Annotated in this window: 17 protein-coding genes; 4 read left to right on the top strand and 13 right to left on the bottom strand. The window is 71.0% G+C overall.

Features of this window, described 5'->3' with window-relative positions; all coding sequences use genetic code 11:
* Nucleotides 1–44: 44 nt before the first annotated feature.
* Together ABD295_RS03940 and ABD295_RS03935 are read right to left on the bottom strand one after the other, a co-directional pair.
* Nucleotides 45–1,073, bottom strand: a complete 1,029-nt coding sequence (locus ABD295_RS03940; protein WP_344302322.1) for a 6-phosphofructokinase — start codon at nt 1,071–1,073, stop codon at nt 45–47.
* A 103-nt stretch (nt 1,074–1,176) separates the two neighbouring features.
* Complete coding sequence (locus ABD295_RS03935) at nt 1,177–2,436, bottom strand: MFS transporter (protein WP_344302321.1); 1,260 nt, start codon at nt 2,434–2,436, stop codon at nt 1,177–1,179.
* A 97-nt stretch (nt 2,437–2,533) separates the two neighbouring features.
* Between ABD295_RS03935 and ABD295_RS03930 the strand changes: the two genes are divergently transcribed.
* Complete coding sequence (locus tag ABD295_RS03930; protein ID WP_344302319.1) at nt 2,534–3,352, top strand: DUF1028 domain-containing protein; 819 nt, start codon at nt 2,534–2,536, stop codon at nt 3,350–3,352.
* Nucleotides 3,352–4,848, top strand: a complete 1,497-nt coding sequence (gene glpK, locus ABD295_RS03925) for a glycerol kinase GlpK (protein WP_344302317.1) — start codon at nt 3,352–3,354, stop codon at nt 4,846–4,848. Before ABD295_RS03930 ends, glpK begins: the two co-directional genes overlap by 1 nt.
* A 78-nt stretch (nt 4,849–4,926) precedes the next feature.
* On the opposite strand, the gene ABD295_RS03920 is transcribed toward glpK, so the two are convergent.
* The 7 genes from ABD295_RS03920 to ABD295_RS03890 all read right to left on the bottom strand — a co-directional run bounded on the left by ABD295_RS03920 (nt 4,927) and on the right by ABD295_RS03890 (nt 10,567).
* Nucleotides 4,927–5,826: a hypothetical protein gene (locus tag ABD295_RS03920; RefSeq protein ID WP_344302315.1), complete on the bottom strand. Its 900-nt coding sequence runs from the start codon at nt 5,824–5,826 to the stop codon at nt 4,927–4,929.
* A gap of 70 nt (nt 5,827–5,896) precedes the next feature.
* On the bottom strand, nt 5,897–7,003 hold the full coding sequence (locus tag ABD295_RS03915) for a hypothetical protein (RefSeq protein ID WP_344302314.1): 1,107 nt from the start codon (nt 7,001–7,003) through the stop codon (nt 5,897–5,899).
* Nucleotides 7,000–7,497, bottom strand: a complete 498-nt coding sequence (locus tag ABD295_RS03910) for a sigma-70 family RNA polymerase sigma factor (RefSeq protein ID WP_344302313.1) — start codon at nt 7,495–7,497, stop codon at nt 7,000–7,002. The genes ABD295_RS03915 and ABD295_RS03910 overlap by 4 nt, the downstream gene beginning before the upstream one ends.
* A 262-nt stretch (nt 7,498–7,759) precedes the next feature.
* Nucleotides 7,760–8,254 carry a GNAT family N-acetyltransferase gene (locus ABD295_RS03905; protein ID WP_344302312.1) on the bottom strand — a complete coding sequence of 165 codons (495 nt, stop codon included), beginning with the start codon at nt 8,252–8,254 and terminating at the stop codon, nt 7,760–7,762.
* Nucleotides 8,251–8,985 carry an arylamine N-acetyltransferase family protein gene (locus tag ABD295_RS03900; protein ID WP_344302310.1) on the bottom strand — a complete coding sequence of 245 codons (735 nt, stop codon included), beginning with the start codon at nt 8,983–8,985 and terminating at the stop codon, nt 8,251–8,253. Before ABD295_RS03900 ends, ABD295_RS03905 begins: the two co-directional genes overlap by 4 nt.
* Nucleotides 8,982–9,620 carry a response regulator gene (locus ABD295_RS03895; protein WP_344302707.1) on the bottom strand — a complete coding sequence of 213 codons (639 nt, stop codon included), beginning with the start codon at nt 9,618–9,620 and terminating at the stop codon, nt 8,982–8,984. Before ABD295_RS03895 ends, ABD295_RS03900 begins: the two co-directional genes overlap by 4 nt.
* 437 nt (nt 9,621–10,057) lie before the next feature.
* Entirely contained in the window at nt 10,058–10,567 is a 510-nt protein-coding gene (locus ABD295_RS03890; RefSeq protein ID WP_344302309.1) for a flavin reductase family protein, read from the bottom strand.
* A gap of 61 nt (nt 10,568–10,628) precedes the next feature.
* On the opposite strand from ABD295_RS03890, the gene ABD295_RS03885 reads away from it, so the two are divergent.
* On the top strand, nt 10,629–11,351 hold the full coding sequence (locus ABD295_RS03885) for a class I SAM-dependent methyltransferase (protein ID WP_344302308.1): 723 nt from the start codon (nt 10,629–10,631) through the stop codon (nt 11,349–11,351).
* Here the strand turns inward: ABD295_RS03885 and ABD295_RS03880 are convergent.
* Complete coding sequence (locus tag ABD295_RS03880; protein ID WP_344302307.1) at nt 11,328–12,221, bottom strand: lysylphosphatidylglycerol synthase domain-containing protein; 894 nt, start codon at nt 12,219–12,221, stop codon at nt 11,328–11,330. The genes ABD295_RS03885 and ABD295_RS03880 overlap by 24 nt on opposite strands.
* 80 nt (nt 12,222–12,301) lie before the next feature.
* On the bottom strand, nt 12,302–13,570 hold the full coding sequence (locus ABD295_RS03875) for a glycosyltransferase family 2 protein (protein ID WP_344302306.1): 1,269 nt from the start codon (nt 13,568–13,570) through the stop codon (nt 12,302–12,304).
* On the opposite strand from ABD295_RS03875, the gene ABD295_RS03870 reads away from it, so the two are divergent.
* Nucleotides 13,557–14,816 carry a hypothetical protein gene (locus tag ABD295_RS03870; RefSeq protein ID WP_344302305.1) on the top strand — a complete coding sequence of 420 codons (1,260 nt, stop codon included), beginning with the start codon at nt 13,557–13,559 and terminating at the stop codon, nt 14,814–14,816. The two genes, ABD295_RS03875 and ABD295_RS03870, sit on opposite strands and share 14 nt — an antisense overlap.
* On the opposite strand, the gene macS is transcribed toward ABD295_RS03870, so the two are convergent.
* Together macS and ABD295_RS03860 are read right to left on the bottom strand one after the other, a co-directional pair.
* Complete coding sequence (macS, locus tag ABD295_RS03865) at nt 14,765–15,910, bottom strand: MacS family sensor histidine kinase (RefSeq protein ID WP_344302706.1); 1,146 nt, start codon at nt 15,908–15,910, stop codon at nt 14,765–14,767. The genes ABD295_RS03870 and macS overlap by 52 nt on opposite strands.
* Nucleotides 15,907–16,788, bottom strand: a complete 882-nt coding sequence (locus ABD295_RS03860; protein WP_344302304.1) for a lysophospholipid acyltransferase family protein — start codon at nt 16,786–16,788, stop codon at nt 15,907–15,909. The genes macS and ABD295_RS03860 overlap by 4 nt, the downstream gene beginning before the upstream one ends.
* Between the last annotated feature and the right edge of the window lie 96 nt (nt 16,789–16,884).

Here is a 16,884-nt window from a genome sequence, read left to right as displayed (position 1 = left end):
GTCAACCACCGCCGAGCCTTCGAAGCGTCCGGCTGACAAGCCGATCAACCGAAGAAGACCTGCGCCTCGGCGTACTCCTTCGCCGAGACCAGCTTGAGCTCGCCGGTCCCCTCGATGAGCGGGACGCGGACGATGTCGGTGCCGCGCAACGCCATCATCGTGCCGAAGTCGCCGTCGGCGACCGCGTCGATGGCCTGCAGGCCGAAGCGCGTCGCCAGCCAACGGTCGAAGGCGGTGGGGGTGCCGCCGCGCTGGATGTGGCCGAGCACGACGGCCCGGGCCTCCTTGCCGGTGCGCTGCTCGATCTCGCTGGCCAGCCGGTCGCCGATGCCCCCGAGCCGCACGTGCCCGAAGGCGTCGAGCTCGCCGGTCTTGAGCGACATGTCGCCGCCCTCCGTCGGCATCGCGCCCTCGGCGACGACGAGGATCGGCGAGAAACGCGACTCGAAGCGCGACTCGACCAGCGCGCAGACCTCCTCGATGTCGAAGGGGAACTCCGGGAGCAGCACGATGTTGGCACCGCCGGCGATGCCGGAGTGCAGCGCGATCCAGCCCGCGTGGCGACCCATCACCTCGACGACCAGGACGCGGTGGTGCGACTCGGCGGTGGTGTGCAGGCGGTCGATCGCCTCGGTCGCGATGTTGACCGCCGTGTCGAAGCCGAAGGTGAAGTCGGTGCCGGACAGGTCGTTGTCGATGGTCTTCGGGACGCCGACGACGTTGACGCCCAGGTCGGCGAGCTTGGTGGCCACGCCGAGGGTGTCCTCCCCGCCGATCGCGACCAGCGCATCGACGCCGTCACGGGCGAGGTTCTCCTTGATCTGCTCGACGCCGCCCTCGATCTTGAAGGGGTTGGTCCGCGACGAGCCGAGGATGGTGCCGCCGCGCGGCAGGATGCCGCGCACCTCGGCGATGCCGAGCTCCATGGTGAGCCCCTCGAGCGGGCCCTTCCAGCCGTCGCGGTAGCCGACGAACTCGTTGCCGTGCACCTTCACGCCCTTGCGGACGACGGCGCGGATGACGGCATTGAGACCGGGACAGTCGCCGCCTCCGGTGAGGACTCCGACGCGCATGCGGTTCACTCCCTTGGATCGATCAAACGGGTCCGGACCACGCTAGCGAGGCGCGGGCGCGACGGCTACCCGGAGCTCTACCGTCTCACTCGGCGCAGTCGCCTCACGTGGACGCGGGCGCGGTCTCAGCCGCGCGATTGGTGACCCGCTCGGCGGCCTGCGGGAGCACCAGGCCCACCCGCCAGGAGACCAGCACGAAGACGACGGAGACGCCGAGCATCGCCCACCAGATCGGCGCCGCGCCCCGCTCCAGCAACCACGCGAACGCCACGGGCGTGATCGTGCTGCTGACGTTCCACGCGAGCTGCGTCATCGACAGGTAGCGGCCCCGCAGGTGGTCGGGAGCCGCCTCGGCAGCCGTCGCCGACAGCACCGGCCCCCCGGTCAGCTCGGCCAGCGTGTAGACGAACGTCCCGATCAGCATCACGACCGTCCCGAGGGCGATGCTCACGGCGCTGGCGCCCAGGAAGACGACGTACGACGCCGCGAAGAACACCTGCGTCAGCAGCAACAACCGGTAGCGCACGTGCCCGGTCATGGCGTTCACCACGAGTCCCTGACCGAAGCCGATCATCAGGCAGTTCAAGGTGAAGATCCCGCCCGTGACCCAACCAGGGAGCCCGAGCACGGCGACGGCGTACACCGGAAGCGCGAAGTTGAGCACCATCATCGGCACCGAGTAGCCGACCTGCGCCGCCACGAGCAGCAGGTAGGGCCGGTCGCGCAGCACCGTCCCCCACGAGCCGGGAAGCGACGCGTGGCCGCCTCCGGGACGCGGGTCCGGCACCGCCAGCAGCAGCCAGAGCGCGAGCAGGTACGACGCCGCGTTCACCGCGACCACGGCCTGGAACGCGAAGTCGGTGCCGATCGAGATGGCCACGCCCGAGGCGAGCCCGCCCACCGCGAAGCCGACGTTGCGCAGCGCGCCGAGGAAGCCGAACCACCGCTCCCGCTCCCCCGGCTGCGAGATGGCCGTGACGATGTTGCCGTAGGAGCCCCAGAACGCCGTCCGCCCGATCGTCACCACGATCGTCCACAGCAGCACGGCCGCGAACGAGTCGGTGACCAGGTAGGCGAAGAAGCCCACGGCCTGCAGCACGTTGCCGGCGAGGAGCACCTGCTTGGCGCCGAGCCGGTCGACGACGGCGCCGAGCAGCGGGCCTGCCGGCAGCGAGACCGCCGACGCGATCGAGATGGCCAGCCCGATCTGCAGGAGGCTCAGCGGCGTGACGGCCAGGAAGTAGAGCATCGTGAGCGGCATGAAGACGCCGCTGCCGAGCGCGTCCACCGCGATCGCGGTCACGAACCGGTGGTGGGTCCCGACCGGTGGGAACCCCAGGCGCGACCCGATCTTCTCCAGCACCGAGCCATCATGCGACCTCGAGCAGGCTTGAACGCAATCGACTTGGCCCCGACTGCGCACGACCACCGGCCGGCGCCGGCGTCGATAGGGTCCGACCATGACCTTCTCGATCGTGGCCAGGTCCGACGACGGCGAGTCCTGGGGGGTGGCGGTCGCGTCGAAGTTCCTCGCCGTCGGGTCCGCAGTCCCGGCCGCGGTGGCGGGCGTCGGAGCCATCGCCACGCAGGCCGACGCCAACGTCGCCTACAAGGGCCAGGCCCTCGCCCACCTCGACGACGGCGCCACCGCCGAGGTGGCCCTCCAGCGGCTGCTCGAGGACGACGAAGGCCGCGACCACCGCCAGGTCGGGCTGGTCGACGTCGAGGGAAACGCCGCGTCGCACACCGGGCACGCCTGTCTCGACTGGGCCGGCTCGCGCACCGGTGACGGCTTCGCGATCCAGGGCAACATCCTCACCGGTGAGGAGGTCGTGCTCGCCATGGAGGACGCCTGGACCGGCGCCGACCCCGAGGTGCCCTTCGCCCGCCGCCTGCTCGCCTCGCTCGCCGCCGGAGACGCGGCGGGGGGCGACAGCCGGGGCCGGCAGTCCGCCGCGCTGCTCGTCGTACGCGAAAGAGCGGGGTACGGCGGCCTCGACGACATCGCCGTCGACCTCCGCGTCGACGACCACACCGAGCCGATCGTCGAGCTCGAGCGGCTGCTGGGTCTCAACGACCTCTACCTGACCGCCTCCACCGAGGAGGAGAAGGTCACCGTCACCGAGGAGCTGCGAAACGAGCTCGAGGAGCGGGCCCAGGCCGCCGGCCGCGACACCTTCCACGCGTGGGTGGGCGCCGAGAACTACGAGATGCGGGTGGCGCCCGACGGCTCCTGGATCGACCAGCGCATCCTGGCCATCATCCGCGGGGAGGCCTGATGGCCGGGAGCAGCGTGCTCGCGATCGACGCCGGCACCACCGGTGTCACTGCAGTCGTCGTCGGCGACGACGGGCGCGTGCTCGGCAAGGGCTACCAGGAGTTCGCCCAGCACTTCCCCCATCCCGGTTGGGTCGAGCACGCCCCGGAGGAGATCTGGCAGGCGACGCTCGAGGCCACGCGGGAGGTCCTGACGAAGGTCGACCAGTCCCAGCTGAAGGCTGTCGGCATCACCAACCAGCGCGAGACCGTGCTGCTGTGGGACCGCGAGACCCTCGGCTCGCCGCGCCGCGCGATCGTCTGGCAGGACCGTCGTACCGCCGACATCTGCCAGCGCCTGCGAGACGAGGGCCACGAGGAGCGCGTCACCGAGCTCACCGGCCTCCGCCTCGACCCGTACTTCTCCGGGACCAAGCTCGCCTGGATCGCCGAGCACGAGCCGCGCACCTGGGACCTCGTGGAGGAGGGCAGGTACGCCGCGGGGACGGTCGACTCCTACCTCGTCGCCCGGATGACCCGTGGCACCTGGCACGTCACCGATGCCTCCAACGCCTCGCGCACGCTGCTCTTCGACCTCGAGCGCGGCGACTGGTCCGACGAGCTGTGCGAGCTCTTCGGCGTGCCGCGCGACGCCCTGCCCGACGTGGTGCCGAGCTGGGGTGAGATCGGCATGACCGACCCGGCGTCGTTCTGCGGCCTAGATCTGCCCGTCGCGGGCATCCTGGGTGACCAGCAGTCCGCGCTCTTCGGCCAGACCTGCTTCGACGTCGGCGACAGCAAGTGCACCTACGGCACCGGTTCGTTCATCCTCACCAACACCGGTCCCAGCATCGAGCGCTCGGACGCTGGTCTGCTCAGCACCGCCGCCTGGCGTGCCCCCGACGGGACGATGACCTACGCCAACGAGGGCGCCATCTTCGTCACCGGCGCCGCCGTGCAGTGGCTGCGCGACGGTCTGCAGATCGTCGGCTCCGCGGCCGAGACCGCCGCCATCGCCGCGACCGTCGACGACACCGAGGGCGTCGTCTTCGTGCCGGCGCTGACGGGGCTCGGCGCCCCGCACTGGGACCCGCACGCCCGCGGCCTGATCATCGGCATCACCCGCGGCACCACGCGCGGGCACATCGTGCGCGCCACCCTCGAGGCCATCGCCTTCGAGGTGCGCGACGTGCTGGACACCATGCCGGCCACGCCGTCCGCCGAGCGGCCGTTGCGCGTGGACGGCGGCGCGGCCGCCAACGACCTGCTGTGCCAGATCCAGGCCGACCAGATCGGTGCCCCCGTCGAGCGGCCCGAGGTGGTCGAGACGACCGCCCTGGGTGCGGCCTTCACCGCCGGCCTCGGCGTGGGCGTGTGGGACTCCACTGACCAGCTCCGCGAGACCTGGACCCTGGACCGCCGCTTCGAGCCCGACCCGGACGCCCGCGAGAGCGCGGACGCCGGTCACCGGCGGTGGGCGGAGGCCGTCGAGCGCTCGAAGGGCTGGGCCCAGGTCTGAGCCAGGTCTGAGGTCCGCTCCCCGCGCTCGTCTCGACTGGTCGCTCGCGCGCTCGCTGCTCGACGACCGGTGGACATATCAGCCGAGCTTGTCGAGCACCTCGGCAGCCTTGTCGCGCTCCTTGGTCGCGTCGGCCTGGGCGTCACGCGCCTCCCCGAGCGTCTCCTCGGCCTCCGCCAGCTCCTCGTCGGTCTCCTCCGAGGCCTCCTCGAGCTCGGCCAGCTTGCTGCGCAGCTCGTCCATCTCGGCCTGGATCTGCAGCGACCGGGCCTCCAGGGTCGAGTAGGCCTCCTGTGCATCCTCGGCGGCAGTGGTGGCTTCCCTCAGCGCCGACTCCGCCGACTCGAGCGCCTCCTCGGCCTCCCGCCGCGCCCGCGCGTCGCGTACCTCGTCGGTGTCGGGTACGACGTGCAGGCCCGGCCGGGGCGGCGGTTCGGCCTCGCGTGCGGTCGCCGCGAACCCCAGCGCGTCCGGGAGCGCGACCGCCGCGGCCACGTCGACGGCGTCGACCCCCGTCGCCGAGAGAGCCGTGACCAGGAGCCCGCTGCGGACCGCGTCCGCCGCGCCCGCGTCGAGCATCGCCGCGGTCAGCGTCGCCTCGACCTGGTCGGCGACCGACTGGGTGACCCGAACCCCCTCCTCCAACGCGGTCGCCCGCGCCCGCTGGGTCACCGCCGCCGTCAGCTGGCGCCGCTGGCGGGTCAGCGCGCGCAGGTCCTCCCCTGACAGCGTGGCCTGTGCCTCGCGGAGCGCGACGCCGACCTGCAGCACCTGCGCGACCTGGTCGGCCTCGCGGCGGACGAGCAGGTTGACCACCCACGCAGCCAGCGACGGCTTCTTCAACGCCTTGACCTCGGCGGCGAGCGGCGACTTCTCCGCCTTCAGCTCCTTGGCACACGCGTCGCGCAGCGGCGTGAAGTCGGCCATCGAGGCGGCGTACAGCTCGTCGGCGATCGCCAACAGCTCGCCCTCGGCCATGCTGGGATCCTAGGGCGTGCTCTGGGGCCGCCCTGGATCAGAGCAGGATCAGTGCGGGATCAGTGCGGGATCAGTGCAGGTCGCCGATGATCCCCGAGCGACCGTCGGCCCCGTCGAAGCGGGCGAACTCGGCGCAGTTGCCGAAGTAGTCACAGTCGTAGAAGACGTCGTCGCCGCCGTCGGTGCGGCGCACGAGCACGGTGCCGTCGGTGTCCTGCTTGACCTGGATCGAGCCGGTGCCGGCCGGGATCGCGAGCTTGAAGGGCAGCGGCTCGTCGCCCAGACGTCGCCACTCGACGTCGGTCGACTCCATCTCCCACGAGGCGTCGGAGCTGAGCATGCCGTCCTCGACGGTCGTCGGCTCCAGGCGCCAGACCTCCGACAGCTCTTCTGGGAGCTCGACCGGCTCCGCGCCGGGCGGCTCCAGGGAGAGGATCGTGAAGTTGCGCACGTCGATGACGCGCCCGTCGGTGATGTCGACCCAGGTCGCGTCGGGTCCGAACGACGGATCGATGGCGATGGTGCCGTTGACGCCGACGACGAACGCGACGCCGTGGTCCTGACCGCCCATCCGCAGCGACCCGCAGCTGTCCTCGCACGGCACGGGGAAGGACCCGACCATGCGTGGCTCTGGCAGGGAGTAGGCCGACAGCGTCACCTGACCCTCGCTGCGCGTCAGCCAGGCCACCGACTGCCGGGCGTCGTCGTAGCGCACGGTCGGTGTGAACGACGAGTCGGGACGTTCGGGCGCCGGCGCGATGGTGCTCACCTGGCCACCGGCCCCGAGCAGGCGCACGGCTTGGTCGTCGGTGAAGTAGATCAGCCCGTAGGGGGTCGTGACCGCGCTCGTTCCGAGGTCCGCAGCATCGTCGAGGGTGCCGACCTGACCGCCGACGGCGACCTCGCCGGTCTCCTCGTAGTAGACACCCCGCAGCCCGGCGGAGAAGTCCAGCGCCGGGAAGTCGGTGGAGGCGGGCACCGGCTCCGGTTCGGACGGCGCCAGCACCGCGGCGGTGGTGCCGAACGCAGCCAGGAAGACGACGCCCGCCAGGACGCCGTTGCGCCGGCGGCGGCGCCGGCGGCCGGCCTCGCGCGCGGCCCCGATGTCCACGCGCGGAACCCTGACGTCAGCGAGCTTGCGTTCGAGGGTCTCGCCGACGAGGAGGTCGATCGTCATGATGCGCGCGCTCTCTCGCGCGCGAGTGCCATCAGCCGGCGCAGGTCCACGAGCGCGGCGGTCAGCTGTGCCTGCACGAGCTCCGGGCGGATCGCGAGGGTGTGGGCCACCTCGTCCTCCGTGAGCCGCTCGTAGTAGCGCAGCACGATCAGAGCCCGCTGCCCGACCGGCATCTCCAGCATGGCCGCCCAGACGGTGTCGGTGTCGGCGAGGTCGCGGGCGGCGGTGCGCCGGATGCGGACGGCGTCGTGCGGCTGCGACGGGGCACCGCGGCGCCGCGCCCAGCCGAGCAGGTCGTTGACGAGGCTGCGGCGCACGTAGGTCTCGGGATCGCGGTGCACGGTGCGCCACCGGGCGTACGCCGCGGCGAGGGCGCTGCTGACCGCCTCGCCGGCGAGCTCGTGGTCACGGGTGATCGCGTACGCGACGCGGTACCACCGGTCTGCGGTGGCAGCGGCGAACGACTCGAAGCCCTCTTCGAGCTCAGCCTTCATCGGCGCACCTTCCCACGTGCCGCTCCCGAAAGCGGCCCTTATCCGTCAAGACGCATCACGAGCGATTCGGGTTCACTCGTTTGGTGATGTTTCTGTCGGGTGGTGTCAAGGATGCCGGACCCGGGGCGTGCTCGCCACCTCACATCCAGGGACCCGGCCCGGTGCCGACTCCCTTCTTGGCGCCCACCGCTCAGTCTGCAGACCGACGGACACCACCTCCACCCTATGACGTCACGGCGAACGGATCGGTTGCCCGTCGTGTCTAGACCGGTTTCGGGGCGGGCGTGAGCCGTAGCACCCACCTGTGCTCGCGCGGGTACGGCGGCCACTCGGCCGCGCGTGCCTCCTCGGACTCCGCCCAGCCCAGGTGGCGGTAGAGCCCGCGGGCTCCCTCGTTGGCGTCCAGCACCCAGAGGTACGCCGCCTTGGCTCCGCCGGCGGCGATCGCCGAGACCGCCCGCTCCACGCCGTCTCTCCCGAGACCCGCTCCCCAACGGCTCGGGACGACCGCGAGGTGACGCAGCGTGTCGGCGTCGTACGCCGCGAATGCGACCGCACCCTCGGGGCCCTCGGCCAGGTCCACCACCACTCCGGTCTCGGCCAGCGTCGCCCGCCAGCGAGCGAGCACCTCGGCATCGGGGAACGCGTGCTGGTCCGGCGGGAACAGGTGGGCCAGGGCGACCAGGTTGGCCTCACGCTCGACGTCGCGCAGGGCCTTGGCATCGTCGGCGGCGGCCCGACGCCAGCGCGCGCTCACAGGCGGCCCGCGGCCACCCACGCGCGGTGGGCGGCCGCCGTACGGTCCCAGAGCGCACGCAGGTCGTCGAGGGGCACGTCGTCGAGCGGGAGTCGCTGGCCGTCGGCGAGCACCTCCCGCCACTCGTCGAAGCCGCTCAGGTCCCGGGTGCTGTCACCGTCGAGCCCCACGTGCGTCGCGACGCAGCCGCGCACGGTGTCGACGCCTCCGCGGAAGGACCAGCCCTCGTCGGTCACCTCCATCACCTCGAAGTCGAGGCTCGGGTCCCGGACCTGACCCGCGGTCAGGGGGACGGGATCGCGGAACCCCTCGCCGAGCCCCACGTCCGGCCACCAGGTGCCTGACAGGTGGTCGTCGGTCGGCAGCCTGCGCACCAGCAGGACGAGGTGGTTCAGCGAGGTGTCGAAGCGGTGCCCCGGGTCCGTCCACACGTGCCCGTGGCGGCGGTCGACGTCGTACCCGAGGGCGACCAGCAACGAGCCGAGGGCGCCGTTCTGGTGGAAGCAGTAGCCTGCCCGGCCGCCCCGACCCAGGCGCGCGACGACGTCGGCGGGCTCGGTCGAGGCCGGACGGCCGAGCATGATGTCGAGGTTCTCGTAGGGCACGGCGTCGAGGTGTGCGCGGTGCAGCGCCACCAGGCTCTCGAGAGTGGCAGGCGGGGGCGTGTCGAAGCCCAGGCGGCCCAGGTACGCCTTGTGGTCGTCGGTCAGCGCCGGCGGCAAAGCGGTCATTCGTCGTCGTCGTCGAGGCCGCGCTGGATCGCCCAGCGCGTGAGCTCGACGCGGTTGTGCATCTGCAGCTTGCGCAGGGTGTTCTGCACGTGGTTCTGCACGGTGCGGTGGGAGATCACCAGCCGCTCGGCGATGAGCTTGTACTCCATGCCCTTCGCGACCATCTTCAGGATCTCGGTCTCGCGGTCCGTCAGCTGCTCGGTCTCGTCGACCGGCTCGGGGGCGTCCGACATCCGCCGGAACTCCCCCAGCACGAGCCCCGCGAGGCCGGGGGTGAAGACGGTGTCGCCGTCCGCCACCCGGCGCACGGCGGCGACGAGCTCGTCGCGGGAGGCGGACTTCACGAGGTAGCCGGTCGCCCCCGCCTTCACCGCGTCGAGGACGTCGGCGTGCTCGCCCGAGGCCGACAGGATCAGCACGCGCGCGGACGGGTCGTGGGCGAGGACCCGCTGGGTGACCTCGACGCCGTTCGGGCCGGGGATCTGCAGGTCGAGGACGACCACCTGGGGGCGAGCGGCGGGGAACCGGGCGATCGCCTGGTCGCCGTCGGCCGCGACGCCGACGACGTCGAAGCCGGCCGCCTGCAGGTCGCGCTCGACCGCGTCGCGCCACATCGGGTGGTCGTCGACGACCATCACGCGGATGGAGGCAGCGGTGTCGGTGTCAGGGGTGTCCGTCACGCGACGACCCTAATCGCTGCTCGAGCAACGAGCAGGCCGTTCGGTGGTCGAGCAGCGAGCGCAGCGAGCGGAAAGTCGGTGGTGGTCGAGCAGCGAGCGCAGCGAGCAGGCCTCGGTGGTCGAGCAGCGAGCGAAGCGAGCGGAAAGTCGAGACCACCCCCGCAGGTCCAGCAACGAGCAGGCCGTTCGGTGGTCGAGCAGCGAGCGCAGCGAGCGGAAAGTCGAGACCACCCCCACAGGTCCAGCAACGAGCAGGCCGTTCGGTGGTCGAGCAGCGAGCGCAGCGAGCGGAAAGTCGAGACCACCCCCGCAGGTCAAGCAACGAGCAGGACGTTCGGAGGTCGAGCAGCGAGCGCAGCGAGCGGAAAGTCGAGACCACCTCCGCTGGTCGGCTATCCGTGCGTCCAGCGACCGCGTCGATGGCCCAGTGGGTCGTCGTCCTCCCCGACCTCGGCGTGCTCCACGACGGTGGTGACGAGCACGGACCAGCCGGTCTCCCGGCTGTCCTCGAGGCGTACGCCGGCCCAGGTGTCGCTGGTCGTCAGCCGCGGGCCCCAGGCCGTCTGCTCGAACGAGCCGTGCGCGAACGAACCGCCTGGCGCCGGGGCCGTGCCGGCGAACATCTCCGCGAGGGCCCGGTCCGTCCAGTCCACGAGCGACACCACAGCGGCGCCGGTCGTGAGAAGGGCCTCGGTGAGGTCGGCCTCGGGGTCGAGGAGCGCCAGGATCCGGGCCGGCTCGCCCGCCGCCACCATCAGCGAGGTGACCGTCAGACCTGCCCACGGCTGCTCGGCCCCGCTCGTCCAGAGCGACACACCCCCGCCCAGCCGGCCGCGGAAGCGGCGTACGACGTCGCGGGACTCGTCCGGCTCGGCGAACGGGTGCCCGGCGTGGATGGTCACGGTCCGACCCTAGGCCCGGAGTCGCACGCCCCGGAGGTCGACGCCCGCGTAGGCTCGCCGGGTGCCGAGCTCCGTGAAGTCCCGGGTCAAGAACGCGTACGCCGTCGGCGCGCGGTCGACCGGGCGCGTTCTGGTCCGATCCCGGCTCATGGCCGAGAAGCCGCCGGAGCGCGGCAAGCGCGCACGTCACTGGTTGCACAGCCTGACCCGCGTGCACGACTCCCTCGCGATCGCGGAGCTCGACGTGCCTTGGTGGACCTACCGGGCTGTCGACGTCGTCGACGTGTGGCTTGCCGCGCGTCCCGAGCCAGCGCGCGTCTTCGAGTACGGCTCCGGCGCCAGCACCATCTGGCTCGCGCGACGCGCCGCCGAGGTGCACTCGGTGGAGCACCACCCAGGTTTCGGCGCGATGATGTCGGAGCGGCTGTCGGGCGAAGGCAATGTGCACCTCGAGGTCGTTGAAGCGACCCTGTCGACGCAGCCGAGCGTGGCGTCGGGCAAGGAAGATTACGCGGGCTTGGATTTCGCGGCGTACGTCGACGCGATGGACGCCGTGGAGGGCACCTTCGACCTCGTTGTCGTCGACGGCCGGGCACGGGAAGCGTGCCTGGCCAAGGCTGTGCCGCGGCTCTCCCGCGGCGGGATCGTGGTGTACGACAACTCCGCCCGCCGCCGGTACCGGCGTGCGATCGAGGGTTGCGGGCTGCACGAGCACGCCTTCCGCGGGCTCACACCGACATTGCCCTACCCCGACCAAACCTCAGTCCTCGTCGCGCCGCGCTGAGGCGGCGCTCGCGCCGGCGACTCCGAACACCGCCCCCGCCCCAGCGAGCAGCACATCCACCAAGACGAGAACGACGCGCGACGCCAGGGCGACCGCGGCCGCCTGAGAGGTGTCCACGAAGGTCGCCGCTGCCGCGATGACGATGCCGTCGCGCACTCCGGCACCGGCTGGCGCCACCACCACCACGAGTCCGACCGCCCAGCCCAGCGCGATGGCGCCGATCATCGCAGCCAACCCGCTACCGCCGACTCGGTCCATCGAGCTCAACAGCACCCAGAGGTGCAGGCCGAGCAGGGCCCACGCGACGAGGCACCAGGCCGACGCCATCAGCATTGCGCGGGCGGAGATGGAGCGATCGAACGGCTCCTTGCCGACGAGGCCTACGAGTCGACCCAAGACGGCCGGGATGACAGCTGGGTGCAGGAAGGGCATCAGCAAGGGCAGGGTCAACAGCCACCACGCGGACGCCCAGGGAGCCTCCACAGCCCACGGAAGCAACAGCACTCCGGTCAGCAGACCGGTCACGCACAGCAACGCCAGCATCACGAGGTTGACCAGCACCATCTGGCGCGGCGACGCGCCCCACCGCCGACCAGCCGCTCCCTGAGCGACGATCGGCCAGATCGAGCCGGGCACGTACTTGCCGAGCTGGGTCACGAAGAAGATGGCGCCGCCGCCCCGGGTTTCGACTGCCAAGCCGCTGCCCCGCAGGATGCACAACCAGATCATCGCGATCGCCAGGGTCGCCAGCACGGCCAGCACGGCGGAAGCGAGCAGCCGCCACAGCCCGATCTCGCCGATAGCCGCCGCGAGGTCGTCGGCGTCCTTCCCGATGAGGAAGACCGCCCCGACCAGCACGACCGCCAGCACCAGCCAGGACCAACCGACCGAGCGAAGGCTCCGTCGCGGCGCGACCGCTCCTCCCGGGTCCGGCCGGGTCGGATCGGCCGTCAGCGCGGGACTGCCCGGATCGACGGGAGCTCATCGTCGCGACTCGACGAACCCGAGGGGGCTGCCGCGAAACGGGCCTTCTTGGTGTGCTCGAGATTGGTCTCGATGAGGATCCGATTGGTGCGGATGAGGTCCGAGATGATCCCCAGCATCACGCTCAAGAACGACAGGATGAGAAGCACGGCGCCGACCAGCAGCGACTGGAGGTGGCCCCCGCCGTCGCCCACGGCCACGAAGACGGCGTACCGAACGAACGGCAACAGGCCGAGCACGCCAAAGAGCAACGCGCACCATCCGAAGATGACGTAGGGCTTGTACATGATGAACGACCTGACGATCGCCGCAGCCGACCGGAAGACGTGTTGCCTAGTGGACGAGAAGAGCCTGCTCTCCCGCGTCTTGGCGTTGGTGACGACCGGGACGCTTGCGATCCGCATCCGCTTGTTGCCCGCCTGGATGATCGTCTCCATGCAATAGCTGAAGCGAGTCACCGTGTTTAGCCGCATCAAGCTCTCGCGGGAATAGGCGCGGAAGCCGCTGGCCGCGTCGGGCAGCGTCGTCCCGGCGGCCTTGTTCACCACACGGGAGCCGAATCGCTGGAGCAAGACCTTGACCGGCGAGAAGTGCTCGACCAAATGGACTTGGCGGTCGGCGATGACGATGTCGGCCGAGCCCGCCACGATCGGTGCTACGAGGTCAGCGATCCGGTTCTGGGGGTATTGGTCGTCGCCGTCGGTGTTGACCACGATGTCGGCACCCAGCTCCAACGCGTAGGTGATGCCGTCTTGGAAGGATCTACCCAGCCCCTGGGTGCCGGCATGCCGCACGAAGTGCGTGACACCGAGTGACCGAGCGACCTCGACCGTCCCATCCGTGCAGCCGTCATCAATCACCACCACGACGATCTCGTCGACGCCCTCGATCGTCCTTGGAATCGTGCGCAGCACGGAGGGCAGCGTCTCCTCCTCATTGAGGCAGGGGATCTGGACGACGAGCTTCATGGGGTCCTCGCGGCGGACATCGGTGGGCGGAGGCCTTCCGAGTCTAGGAAGGATCCGCCTGTGTCGGGACGCGAAAGCAAAATCCTCTGCCACGCCCCGAAAGCGGCGATCCGGGGACGTCGCGGGAGCCGCGGACGACAATGACGCCATGCCTCGCCCAAAGGAGCTGGACGGCCGGGCGACAGACGCCGCCGGTGAGTCAGGGCGTCGAGGCCGCTTCATCCCCTGGGCAGTCTTCTTGATTTCTGCACTGGTGTACGCCGCCACGGCCGCCCGCGACGTCGTCAGCCTTGACGTGCGCACCGCCTACATCGCCTCCTGGCGCATCACGACGGCGGGCGTCCCGTGGATCGAGGGGCTCACCCTCCCGGAGCTCGACCACCCGCTTCGGCACGTCTGGGTGCTCGAGGCGGCCAACGGTCACGAGGTGATCGGACGCTCGCCAGGCGTCGTAGCATCGGGGCTGCCTGCCTTCTGGCTCTTCGGCTCCGATGCCCCCACTAACCTGCCCGGCGCTCTGACCGCGGCACTGATGACCGCTCTGGCGGTCACCTTGCTCTTCCTTGCCCTGCGGACGAGACTTGCGCAGCGCAACGCCGTCCTCTGCACCTTCGTGTTCGGTTTCGCAACACCGGCGTGGAGCGTGGCCGCCAACGGCTTGTGGCCTCACACCGTGACAGTGCTCGGAATCTGTGGGCTCGCCTGGTCCTCAGCCCGGGAAAGATGGTGGCTGGCCGGGCTCTTCGGCGGTGTGATTGCGTGGGGACGGCTGCATGCCGCGGTCGTAGTGGCCGCCGTGGGCTTGATCCTGGGCGTAGGTCGGCGCGAGCCGGGCATAACGTGGCGGATCGGGCTACTCAGCCTGGCCTCGCTGGTACCGATGATTGTGTGGACGCGCTGGATGTACGGAAGCTGGAACCCGATGGCCTCCTACGACACGGCTGTGTTCACGGGTTACGCCGAGGAGAATCGGTTCAGCGTCGTCAACCACCTCGGTTTCTGGATTTCTCCGGACAGCGGCTTCCTCGTGTGGACGCCTGTGATCCTGGTCATGCTCCCTGCCCTTGTCCGGTCGTGGCGCTCGCTACCGGAGTGGGCACGCGCGCTGACGATCGGCGGGCTCGGGTACACCGTCGTCCAGCTGACGCTCAACAGGTTCAGCGGGGGCGATGGCTTCTACGGCTATCGACTCGGGCTGGAGCTGCTGGCCTGTGCTGCCCCGGCGTTCGCGTTCGCATCAGCCGCGCTCGGTCCCGTGGCTAGGCGGCTCGTCGGTCCCGTCGTCGCGCTCCAAGCGGCCGCGATCTTCGTTGGCGCCTCAAGGGACTCGTATTTCGTCGCAAGTGACCGGGTGTGGGAGGACAACGCGTTTGTTATCGCGCTGCGGGAGAACCCGGTTGGGGGGATCTGCGTCGTGGCTGTGAGCGTCCTGTTGGGCGTGATCGCCCAGCGGATCTGGGCTCAGTCCGACTCCACCGAGCGGGGCACTGTCAGCTCCCATTCCGTGCCGTAGGGCCCGGTGTCGAGCAGCGCCTGGCCGCCGAGGTCGGCCACCCGGCCGCGGATGGACTGGGTGACGCCGAGCCGGCCTTCGTCCGCGGCCGCGTCGAGGCGGCCGTCGGGGATACCGGGACCGGCGTCCCGGACGCTGACCACCACGTCCGGCCCGACGACCTCGAGCAGCACCCACGCGGGGGCGTCCGCGCCGACATGGGTCGCGACGTTGTCGAGGCACGCCCGCACCACCGCGACGAGCTCCTCGCCGCGGGCCGCGTCGATCGGGACGGGCTCGCCCGGCGTGGCGACCGAGACGGTCGAGGAGGCAAGACGCTCGAGGTCGACGCCGAGATCGCGCTGCGCACGAGTCGCCGGCGCGGCGACGGTGTCCTGCTGGCGGATCAGCGCGCGCAGCTGTGTCTCCTGCTCGCCGGCCAGGCGGGCCAGCTCGACCATCTCGCCCCCGAGCTCGCCGCCCCGGCGCTGCACCAGCGAGAGCACCTGGAGAACGCCGTCGTGCACGGCCCGCGCCAGGCGGGTCCGCTCCTGGGCGACCGCGGCGGCGTGCAGGGCCTGGTCGCGGGCCACCGCCATCGCGACCAGCGAGGCACACAGGTAGCCCACGATGGGCCCCGCGATCATCAGCAGGAAGACGTTGCCGTAGTTGGCCTGGGTCACCTCGTCGCGGATGGCCAGGTCCACGACGGAGAGGCTCGCGGCGGCCACGAGGCCACCCACCCAGCGCCAGTGGATCGCCCACGCGAGCAGTGCCCCGGCGATCCAGAACCCCGGCACCGTGGCATTGAAGTCCGCGCCCTTCACCAGTGGCGTGAGGGCCATCATCGCGACCGCGATCGCGAGGTCGGCCACGAGCAGCGGTGGCCTGCGGCGGCGCACGTCGTCGTAGGCCCAGATCGCGAACCCCGTCCACGCCACCATGGCCACGACGAGGGCCACGGCAAGTCCGGGCCGCTCGAAGTTGTCGCGGCGGTAGAGGTTGAGGACGACTGCGTTGACCAGCACCACCAGTCGAACGACGACGAGCGCCCGGTGCAGCCGGCCCTCGACGGCGGCTCGCGCGGCCGAGTCGCCGGTCGGTGCGAGGCTCAGGACGCCTTCTTCTGCTCGGACTCGTCCGCCTTGTCCGGGTCAGATGGGCCCGCGGGGTCCGCTTCGTCGGCCCGGTCTGTGTCGTCCGCCCCGGCGGCCTCGCGTCGGCCCGCCTCGTCGGCCGCCGCCTTCTCGGCCTTGGCGCGCCGGGCCTCTTCCCTGGCCTGCTCCCTGGCCTGCTCCTTGGCCTCCTGGGCCGCCTTGGTGGCGAGCTCCTTGGCCTGGCCGGCGTACAGGTCGACGTACTCCTGGCCGGAGAGCCGCATGATCTCGTACATGATCTCGTCGGTCACCGAGCGCAGGATGTAGCGGTCGTTCTCGAGGCCTTCGTAGCGCGAGAAGTCCAGCGGCTTGCCGAAGCGGACACCCGGGCGGGTGAAGGTGCCGAACTTGCGGCCGGGCGGCGCGACCACGTCGGTACGGAGGACCGCGACCGGGATCACCGGCACCTTCGTCTCGAGGGCCAGCCGAGCGACGCCGGTCTTGCCGCGGTAGAGGCGGCCGTCGTGCGAGCGGGTGCCCTCGGGGTAGATGCCGAAGAGGTCGCCCTCCTCCAAGATCGCGCGCGCCGACGACAGCGCACCCTCGGCCGCCGAGGCGCCGGACCGGTCGATCGGCACCTGGCCGGCGCCGGAGAAGAACTTGCGCTGGAACCAGCCCTTGAGTCCGGGGCTGGTGAAGTACTCGGCCTTCGCGACGAAGGTCACCCGCCGCGAGAGCGTCAGCGGCATGAAGAGCCAGTCGGCGTACGACAGGTGGTTGCTGGCCAGGATCGCGGGGCCGGTCTCGGGGACGTGCTCATCGCCCTCGACGACGGGTCGGAAGACGATCCGGAGCAGTGGCCCGATCGCCACCCACTTCAGGAACCAGTAGAACACCGTGCCTCCCGCCAGTGTGCCGTGGCGTCGTCCCGACTCAGCCGCCGCTACCGAACAGTAGTCCTCCCCCGGCCGATCCCCCAGCGGTGACACATC

This window comes from Nocardioides bigeumensis, assembly GCF_039531755.1.
GTDB classification, from domain to species: domain Bacteria; phylum Actinomycetota; class Actinomycetes; order Propionibacteriales; family Nocardioidaceae; genus Nocardioides; species Nocardioides bigeumensis.
Note: the sequence above shows the minus strand (reverse complement) of the source record. Positions and strands in the feature narration are given on the sequence as shown.

What these genes read in the sequence shown, in the direction of transcription:
- glpK (WP_344302317.1), top strand. Translation starts at nt 3,352, where the DNA reads ATGGCCGGGAGCAGCGTGCTCGCGATCGACGCCGGCACCACCGGTGTC.
- ABD295_RS03900 (WP_344302310.1), bottom strand. Translation starts at nt 8,985, where the DNA reads ATGACCGCTTTGCCGCCGGCGCTGACCGACGACCACAAGGCGTACCTG.
- ABD295_RS03895 (WP_344302707.1), bottom strand. Translation starts at nt 9,620, where the DNA reads ATGGTCGTCGACGACCACCCGATGTGGCGCGACGCGGTCGAGCGCGAC.
- ABD295_RS03930 (WP_344302319.1), top strand. Translation starts at nt 2,534, where the DNA reads ATGACCTTCTCGATCGTGGCCAGGTCCGACGACGGCGAGTCCTGGGGG.
- ABD295_RS03910 (WP_344302313.1), bottom strand. Translation starts at nt 7,497, where the DNA reads ATGAAGGCTGAGCTCGAAGAGGGCTTCGAGTCGTTCGCCGCTGCCACC.
- ABD295_RS03940 (WP_344302322.1), bottom strand. Translation starts at nt 1,073, where the DNA reads ATGCGCGTCGGAGTCCTCACCGGAGGCGGCGACTGTCCCGGTCTCAAT.
- ABD295_RS03915 (WP_344302314.1), bottom strand. Translation starts at nt 7,003, where the DNA reads ATGACGATCGACCTCCTCGTCGGCGAGACCCTCGAACGCAAGCTCGCT.
- ABD295_RS03920 (WP_344302315.1), bottom strand. Translation starts at nt 5,826, where the DNA reads ATGGCCGAGGGCGAGCTGTTGGCGATCGCCGACGAGCTGTACGCCGCC.